A 1944-nucleotide genomic window follows, 5' to 3' on the forward strand; every position below is an offset into this window, starting at 1 on the left:
ATAGGATAAGCATGGCGTCGTGGGAAAGCCGACGCGCTGCAGTGCGTGGAAGGCAGCAGTCCTCGACAGCCAGCGGCGGTGCTGTGGGGACACCACCGGGGTCTGAGACCAGGGCATGCATCTACGGGGGAGACCTGGGAACTCGGGAGATCCAACTCACTCCTCAAAACGAGCCGGTCCAAGGGGAACCGGGTTACAAATGTCTCCAGGCTCGGCAGAGTGGAAGCTATCCGCCCCTGCCGAGAGCGAAGGAAAGGGATGGCTGAGAGGTACCGGACGGCGAGGCTAACAAACCGAAGCCTAGGGGATGGCGTGTTGGAAGTCTTAGTGGATCATAGTACCGAGGGTCGGAATCGAGGTCAGAACCCTATCCGATCGGGAAGGCGGGGAAGTGAAGTCCAAGCGACCCGCTATAGGGAAGGTGAAACCGGGCATAACGCTCTGACGGGAAGAAACAGGGGAGAGACTTGAGTTCACCAACTCTGTTAACGAACCTCCGTCAGATTGCGGCGCAAGCCGTAGACCAGACAAGGGTGTTCACGAATTTAGCCCATCTCATCGACATGGACCTGCTGCGCGATGCCTTCCAGCTTACGCGGAAGGATGGAGCGCCGGGCGTTGACGGGGTGACCGGGCGGGAATACGCCATGAACCTGGAGTCGAACCTGAGGGATCTGCATGAGCGTCTCCGGACGTGTCGCTACCGCGCCACTCCGGTACGTCGCACGACGCTCCCGAAGGACGACGGCGGGCGGCGCCCGATCGGGATCCCGATCTTCGAGGACAAGATCGTCCAGCGAGCCGTGGTGACACTGCTCGTTCCGATCTATGAGCAGGTGTTCTATGGATTCTCGTACGCGTTTCGCTTCGGCAAGCGGGCACACCAAGCTGTCAGCGTGCTGCGGGAGGCGAGCATGAGATTTGGAGGGGGCTGGGTCGTGGATGCGGACATCCGTGGATTCTTTGACAATTTGGATCGCGGTATCCTGCGAGATCTCGTGGGGCGCCGCGTGACGGATGGAGGTATCCATCGCCTGATTGGGAAGTGGCTCAACGCGGGAGTGCTGGACGGGGGAGAGTTGATCAACCCCGAAACCGGGACGCCCCAAGGTGGAGTGATCTCCCCGCTCCTGGCGAATATTTACCTCCACTACGTCCTGGATGAGTGGTTCGTGAAGGTGGTCCAACCACGCCTCCGCGGGCGCTCCCTCCTGGTTCGCTTTGCGGATGACTTCGTCATCCTCTGTGAACTGAAGGAGGACGCGCTCCGGGTGCTGGAAGTTCTACCCAAGCGACTGGGCAAATATGGCCTGGAGCTACATCCGGAAAAGACTCGGCTGATCCAGTTCAGGAAGCCTCGGGCCGCTGTCAAGAGTCCGAAGGCGAAAGGGAACGGCACATTCGACTTTGTCGGGTTCACATTTTACTGGGCGAGATCGCGCCGAGGAGCCTGGGTAGTGAAGAAGAAGACGCGGGGCGATCGGCTCCGCCGAGCGATGCGGAGGGTGATGCGATGGTGCAAGGACAACCGCCACGTGGAAGTGGCGGTGCAACATGAGACCTTGGTGCGAAAGCTCCACGGTCACTACAACTACTACGCCGTTCGGTGCAACTACGAGGCTTTGGAAGCCTTGTACCAGCACACACGGAAGGCGTGGTGCAAGTGGTTGCGTCGTCGCAGTCAGAAGTCTCGGATCAAGTGGGAGAACTTTGCCGAGAGGATCGAGAAAGAATTCCCGCTGCCTGTACCCAGGATCATCCATGCCAACGTCTGATACCGCTTGTAGGGCAGCAAAGTTATGCGCTGGGGCTGTGTCGAGGCCCTGGCTACCGAGGAACCGTATGAGCGAATCGTTCACGTACGGATCTGTGGGGGGCGTGGGCTATAGCCTCTGGAGCTACGGCGACAGTGGTGAAAGCCCGCCCCTACCCGGAATCCAGGTC

At 59.9% G+C, this 1944-nt stretch carries 1 protein-coding gene; it reads left to right on the forward strand.

The genetic code is table 11. The annotated features are described in order from the left end of the window. The first annotated feature begins 467 nt into the window (after positions 1–467). A complete protein-coding gene (ltrA, locus tag GY725_18935) occupies positions 468–1775 on the forward strand; it encodes a group II intron reverse transcriptase/maturase (protein MCP4006264.1) in 1308 nt (435 codons plus the stop codon). Positions 1776–1944: the final 169 nt, after the last annotated feature.

The sequence above is a fragment of the bacterium genome, assembly GCA_024226335.1.
In the GTDB taxonomy this organism is placed as follows: domain Bacteria; phylum Myxococcota_A; class UBA9160; order SZUA-336; family SZUA-336; genus JAAELY01.